This is a genomic window from Candidatus Megaera venefica, from assembly GCF_034554655.1.
GTDB lineage: Bacteria > Pseudomonadota > Alphaproteobacteria > Rickettsiales > Rickettsiaceae > Megaera_A > Megaera_A venefica.
Genome location: NZ_JARJFB010000112.1, coordinates 1 through 6,167 on the forward strand (window position 1 = coordinate 1; position 6,167 = coordinate 6,167).

General features: G+C 35.4%; 8 protein-coding genes. 5 read left to right on the forward strand and 3 right to left on the reverse strand.

The genetic code is table 11. From position 1 onward, the window contains the following. Positions 1-436 precede the first annotated feature (436 nt). The 3 genes from Megvenef_RS06730 to Megvenef_RS06740 all read right to left on the reverse strand — a co-directional run bounded on the left by Megvenef_RS06730 (position 437) and on the right by Megvenef_RS06740 (position 2,613). Positions 437-1,012: a hypothetical protein gene (locus tag Megvenef_RS06730; RefSeq protein ID WP_322777208.1), complete on the reverse strand. Its 576-nt coding sequence runs from the start codon at positions 1,010-1,012 to the stop codon at positions 437-439. A gap of 62 nt (positions 1,013-1,074) precedes the next feature. Then, the gene (locus tag Megvenef_RS06735; protein WP_322777209.1) at positions 1,075-1,584 is read right to left on the reverse strand and encodes a hypothetical protein; all 510 of its coding nucleotides are present in this window, start codon (positions 1,582-1,584) and stop codon (positions 1,075-1,077) included. Between the two features lie 216 nt (positions 1,585-1,800). Beyond that, positions 1,801-2,613, reverse strand: a complete 813-nt coding sequence (locus Megvenef_RS06740; protein ID WP_322777210.1) for a uracil-DNA glycosylase — start codon at positions 2,611-2,613, stop codon at positions 1,801-1,803. Between the two features lie 16 nt (positions 2,614-2,629). On the opposite strand from Megvenef_RS06740, the gene Megvenef_RS06745 reads away from it, so the two are divergent. The 5 genes from Megvenef_RS06745 to Megvenef_RS06765 form a co-directional block, all read left to right on the forward strand. After that, positions 2,630-3,589, forward strand: a complete 960-nt coding sequence (locus tag Megvenef_RS06745; protein WP_322777211.1) for an RluA family pseudouridine synthase — start codon at positions 2,630-2,632, stop codon at positions 3,587-3,589. A gap of 45 nt (positions 3,590-3,634) precedes the next feature. After that, positions 3,635-4,378, forward strand: coding sequence for an ABC transporter substrate-binding protein (locus Megvenef_RS06750; RefSeq protein ID WP_322777212.1), 744 nt, complete (start codon positions 3,635-3,637; stop codon positions 4,376-4,378). Then, a complete protein-coding gene (locus Megvenef_RS06755; RefSeq protein WP_322777214.1) occupies positions 4,368-4,838 on the forward strand; it encodes a flavin reductase family protein in 471 nt (156 codons plus the stop codon). The genes Megvenef_RS06750 and Megvenef_RS06755 overlap by 11 nt, the downstream gene beginning before the upstream one ends. Next, positions 4,835-5,578: a 4-hydroxy-tetrahydrodipicolinate reductase gene (gene dapB / locus Megvenef_RS06760; protein WP_322777213.1), complete on the forward strand. Its 744-nt coding sequence runs from the start codon at positions 4,835-4,837 to the stop codon at positions 5,576-5,578. The genes Megvenef_RS06755 and dapB overlap by 4 nt, the downstream gene beginning before the upstream one ends. 261 nt (positions 5,579-5,839) lie before the next feature. Further along, the coding region (locus Megvenef_RS06765; RefSeq protein ID WP_322776028.1) for a transposase at positions 5,840-6,167 on the forward strand (328 nt) is incomplete at its 3' end.

Consider the following 6,167-nt stretch of genomic DNA (forward strand, 5'->3'; position numbering starts at 1 on the left):
AACACCAAAATTTTACCTTCTTGGCAAAAAAATAGCTCAAAAAATGAATGTGCGGTGATTTATTTTTGAAATTCTTGAAATTATATCAAAAATTTAGAGTTTTGACGGAGAGACTCCCTAGGGATTGGATGGATTGTAAGTGCTGTTGATCCGTTAGGCGTTATGTTGTGCACGGGGCCCCTTTCCTCTGGCTTCATATATTCCCAATTACTTATAGGTTTATTATACTTAAATTGTATAAAATTGCAATAAAATATTCTTATTGATTAATATCGATTAAAGTCAAGGGGTTGACATAATTAGAAGGAGACTTGAGGTGCAAATAAAACGATAAAGACATTTATTTTAACTTAGCTCAAGTCACCTTTCGGGATACACATTAGTCACTCTGCATGTTCCTCGTTTTTGCCCAGCAGGAACAGGAGATACATAATACTTACAATACATGGCAGCAGCATGATGGTGCTTCAGCATTTTCTCCAGAGAGTATAGCTTCATTTGACTCATCGTGTATGCTGGGAGGCCTTGAAGATAATAGATTTTCAGGCGAGAGTTCTCCGTGAAAAGTTGGTATAGGGGGAGTTAATGTTACAGATACAGGGCTATCTGGTGGTGAACTAGACCATAATTCTTTTTCAACAGTGGGCGCTAAAGGTCGCGGGCAAGTAAAAATTTCCTTTGGTAGACCTAGTTCTGATGCGCTATCATCTCCAAGTGCAGATGACTGGCTATATAAAGGAATTTTAAGTGCAGATAATTTTTCTGGTCTTTCTTCATTTACTAATTCAGTTGATACTAGATCTAACTGTATTTGTCCCGTTGTATTTAATACAAATTTTTTTACTACATTTGTAGTATTGCGAAAGGTTATACCACCATTTAGGATTGTCCCTTCGAAGGTTGAGCCCTCAGCAAATGTAATTTTTACGCCTGGTGGAACTGTATAGTCTTTATCAATTTTTCCGCTTAGCATTATAAAATTCCCAGCTTTATTTAAAGATTTACTTTTCATATCACCTCCTAATTTAATTTTACCGCAAGTTTTTTAACAAAAATTATCAGTTATCTGTGTAATCATAAAATTACACAGCGAGTAGTTTCTAATGTACAGCAGTTCCTAGGATAATTAGAAGAATTATATCCAGTGATTTGAGTATCGAGTACCTGGGGTTCTATCGGTTGTAGAACTTCTAAAGCTATTTCTACTAAATTATCCGATTGGAGCATAATAACACAAGCATTATTATCAACTACTTCTTCGTCGCTATAATTATCGTCACCGTAATAATCGTCCTCTGTTTGTGGTGAATTTTGTCCAAAATCTTCTTTTTGTAGCATAAGCATTGTCCGTGCTGCCTGCATTTTAAACATCTCTAGAATTTCTTGAGATACGGGAGATAAATCATAGTCTGTTGGAGAGTGTAGTTTTTTGAGTGTGCCTGATAAGCCTTTTGCTTGTAACTGATCCTTTAATAAAAAATTAGCCTGTTTTGCTTCGGAAACTTGTTCTATTAAATCTAATAATTCAAGTTCTAATTTTTCTCTAGCAGTATCTTCTTCGGTCTCTGGAATTTGAATTTTCATGTGGATCTTTTAAAAAGATAAATAAGAACTTAAACTATTTTAATCATAAACTTAGGCTGTCTTAATAATTCCAAATTTAATTGTACAAAAAGTTATTTAACAAAAGATTAACGTGCTAATTTTGAATTAGTACTGTAACTCAAAAGGGCTAGTAGTTAGGCAGGGTTATATAATCTTTGCTTGATACTGGATCAAGCCCGGGAAGAACTTAAAGAACTATAACATTTTTTTTATTTTTAATAAATCAAACCAAGTAGCTTTTTTCTGCATAGGTTGGCGCAATAGATAAGCAGGGTGGAATAGAGCGGTAGTAACTACTGGCTTGCTTAAATACTGGTTTATGTAAGAATAGTTGTGGAGTCTAATTTGTGTAATGCCTTCATTTTTGCCAAGCAAAGAAATAGCCGCTGTATTACCAACCAAAATTATAATTTTTGGTTTAATTAGGGCGATATGCTTTTCAACAAAAGGTTTGCATATATTAATCTCCTCATTGGTTGGCCTACGATTTGCGGGTGGTCTCCAAAAGACAGTGTTGGTGATATATGCATTTTGTTCACGCCAAATTCCAATAGTGCTAAGCATGTTATCTAATAATTTACCACTTTCGCCGCAGAATGGAATCCCTTGTTCATCTTCTGTTGACCCAGGCGCTTCTCCTATAAGTAAGATTTTTGCATTTGGATTACCGTCTGCGAATACGGTGTTGCTAGCAAATTGTTTTAATTCACAACCTTCAAAATTCTCTACGTATTGTTTAAGCTCGGCAAGAGTAGTTGCTTTATCTGCGAGCTGTCTAGCTTGTAGTTCAGCTGAGTTCATATTAGGACTTGATAAGGTTTTTTGTGGTGTTGTCATTTCTGTGGTTTTGATTATCGTCGGTTTTATTGTTGGCAGTATATTATTTTCATTTTTATTTAGGGCGTAAATAAGAGAATTTTTGCTATCTTTTTGGGTAGAACAGTAATATTCTACTCCAATCGAATTCAACCAATTAAGATGACCAAGTTTTTGTCGTAAATTTTTCATATATTAGTTAATTTTAATGCCCAAATACGTATACATAATACCAGATTATTTAGATAAACAAAGGTTAGATAAAGCTTTAACTGATTTATGCAAGGAATCATCGCGTAGCCAGATTCAAAAAGCAATAAAAAATGAGAAACTAATACTCAATGGTCAAATTATTTCGAATATATCGGCAAAAGTCAGAGAAAACGATACCATAGAATTAGTTCTGGAGGAAGAGGTTCAGGCCGGTATATTGCCAGCAAATATTCCGCTTGATATAGTTTATGAGGATCAAGATCTCATTGTAGTGAATAAAAGTTCTACGATGACCGTTCATCCGGGTGCTGGAGATCATAAAGAAACCCTTGTGAACGCTTTATTATATCATAGTAACTCATTGTCAGATATTGGGGGTGAAATTAGACCAGGAATTGTTCATCGATTAGATAAAACTACTTCTGGCTTAATGGTTGTAGCCAAAAATAATAGAGCTCATGCTCATCTAGCTGGACAAATTGAGAGTGGAGAGTTGATCCGGCAATACAGAGCTTTGGTTTGGGGAGTAGTAAAGCCTGTGGAAGGTATAATAAATCTTCCAATGGGCAGAAGTAAGCTAGATCGTAAAAAAATGACTACTGTAAAGAGTGGTGGGAAGGTAGCTATAACCCACTATAAAACAATCGAAGTATTGCATAATGGTTTGTTCAGCCTCGTTGAGTGCAAACTAGAAACTGGCAGGACTCATCAAATACGAGTGCATTTAAGTCACGGTGGGCACTCAATTGTTGGCGATCAAACTTATGGTAATAATTCAAGAAAAATACAAGGTAGTCCAGATTATCTTAAGGAAGAACTGAAAAAGATGAATCATCAAGCGCTGCATTCTTTCTACATCAGCTTTATACATCCTGTGAGTGGAATTAGAATAGAGTTTGAAAAGGGTTTACCCGTAGATTATAATCACCTTCTGGAAGTGATTCGTAAATATTAATAAAAACTAACGTTTTATGTTTAAAAGCCAAAGTGTAAGGAAAAAATGAGTATAAATAAATTTTTAATGGTTGTTACTTTATCAATTTTTATCAGTGCATGTTCTGAAAAATCTGATAAGGACACATGGATCGTTGCTACAAGTCCAGATAATCCTCCTTATGAGCATATGAAAGATGGTGAAATTGAAGGATTTGATATTGATTTGATGACGGCGATTGGTCAGCATTTAGGGAAAAATATTGAATTTAAGAATATGGAATTCCACGGTCTTCTAGCTGCACTTGCAACTAAAAATGTTGATATGGTGATAGCTGGGATGTCGATAACCCCAGAACGTACTGCCAGAGTGGATTTTTCTATACCATATGCCGAAGCAAGAATTGCTATACTCTTTCGAAGAGCTGATGGTTATAAAGAATCTGCTGACTTAAAGGAAAAAATGGTTGGAGCGCAATTGGGAACAATTTGGTCTTTAATAGCTCATGATATATCAATGACTCATTCTTTTAGAACAAAAGCTTTAGCTAGTAATTTAATGCTTGTTGAGGAATTAAAAAATGGACGTGTTGATGCTGTAATTCTTGAAGAATCTCAAGCTGAAAAATTTGCTGAAAAAAATCCTAAATTATCTAGTTTTCGTCTAGGGCAGTATGGCTCTTCTTTTGCAATAGCTTTACCAAAAGGATCGCCTGAGAAAAAAAATATCGATCATACTATTAAATCTCTTAAAAGCAATGGTACTATTACCGCTTTGACCAAAAAATGGGGCCTAGTTGGTGCAGATTGAGGATTTTAAGAAAGCGGTAGGTAAATTTCCAACAGGAGTATGTGTTATCACCACTTCTTTTAATGATATACTATGGGGATTTACTGCTAATTCTTTTGTTTCCGTATCGCTTGCCCCGCCGCTAGTGTCATTTTGTCTAAATAAAGAAGCTGGTAGCTTTAAAGCTTTCGTTGGTTCTAAACATTTTGCAGTGAATATACTCGCAAGTGATCAACAGGAAATCGCCAAGCAATTTTCCCATAGCTTGTCTAATAAATTTGTGAATGTTGACTATAAACTAAGTGCGGAATTACAAACACCTCTAATATCTGGTGTAACAAGCCTTATTGAGTGCAAAAAATTCAAGGAATTTGAGTGCGGAGATCATTTTGTTTTTATAGGTGAAGTAGTACGAATAAATGTTGATGAGAGCAAAGCGCCACTTTTATATTTTGCAAAATCATATAGAGAAATGAAATGAAAGTTATAAAAATTGGACTGAATGGCGCTTTTGGTAAGATGGGGAAGGCTGTTGAAGCGCTGATAGATAATGAACCAGACAGTTATGAATTGGTATCTAAAGTTGGTCGTATATGCACAAAAGAACAAATGGACAATGCTTGTAGTGTGTGCGATGTAATGGTTGATTTTTCCAGCCCAAATAGTATGGAGTTGCTCACTGAGTCGGTAGCTAGAAATGGTACTAGGTTGTTAGTAGGTACTACTGGGCTTACTTCAAAGCATATAGAGCTCCTTGATTCTCTTGCAAAAAAGGTGGCTGTTCTTCATGCAGCTAATACTAGTTTAGGAGCAAATCTAATTGCTGATTTATCAGCAAGGTCGGCGACGATTTTAAATCATTATGATGTAGAAATTATAGAAGCTCATCACCGGTTTAAGAAAGATGCTCCATCAGGGACTGCACTTATGATTGGTAAAAAAATTGCCGAGGCTAAGGAAATTGATTTTGAAAAAAATGCAGTATTTGATCGGTCTGCTAGGGGAGCTCGTGAATATAATGAAATGAGTTTTTCTTCTATCAGAGGTGGTGGAATATTTGGTGATTGTGAGGTTATTTTTGCTGGACAGCACGAGGTTGTCTCAATTAGTTGTCGTGCTCTTTCAAGAGATGCTTTTGCAGAGGGTGCTCTACTGGCGGCAAAGTGGTTAGTTGATCAAAAGCCAGGACTATACTCAATGAAAGATGTATTGGGCTTATAGTTATAGTAAATTAAGTTTCCTGAGATCCACGATCAAGCACGGGATGACTGCGTAAAACGCAACGCTGTCATGGTGAACTTGATTCAGCATTTTCTTATTTACTTAGTTATAGCTGATACATTTATTTTAAAAATTACTACAAAGTCCCTCCGTCAAAACTCTCCCCGCCTGAATTAACAAGGGGTTTCATGTCATAAACAGCTTACAAAATCCATAAGAAAATGGTATAATTACCGCATAAAGCTTACGGATTTTAAAATTATGCCTATAGAAAATATTACTTTTCTCCAAAAACAAGAAAGGTTATTTGAAGAGAAATTATCTACAAAACTAAATCCTAAAAACAAGTTATATAAACTAAGGGATTTAGTAAATTGGTCTGAACTTGAAGCCAGAGCATTGCCTAACATTGAAATCAAGCAATTTGGTAGAAATAAGAAAGATCATAGAGTAATGCTAGCACTATCAATGCTTCAAGCTATGTACAACGGTTCTGATTCGTTTACGGAGGAAGAGCTAAAGGAAAATATTTATTGGCAATATTTTTGTGGTTATGAATATTTGCAGCAAGATCTTGATGTGTCTGAAG

Coding starts and splice junctions, on each gene's coding strand:
- Megvenef_RS06730 (WP_322777208.1), bottom strand. CDS start 1,012: ATGAAAAGTAAATCTTTAAATAAAGCTGGGAATTTTATAATGCTAAGC.
- Megvenef_RS06735 (WP_322777209.1), bottom strand. CDS start 1,584: ATGAAAATTCAAATTCCAGAGACCGAAGAAGATACTGCTAGAGAAAAA.
- Megvenef_RS06740 (WP_322777210.1), bottom strand. CDS start 2,613: ATGAAAAATTTACGACAAAAACTTGGTCATCTTAATTGGTTGAATTCG.
- Megvenef_RS06745 (WP_322777211.1), top strand. CDS start 2,630: ATGCCCAAATACGTATACATAATACCAGATTATTTAGATAAACAAAGG.
- Megvenef_RS06750 (WP_322777212.1), top strand. CDS start 3,635: ATGAGTATAAATAAATTTTTAATGGTTGTTACTTTATCAATTTTTATC.
- dapB (WP_322777213.1), top strand. CDS start 4,835: ATGAAAGTTATAAAAATTGGACTGAATGGCGCTTTTGGTAAGATGGGG.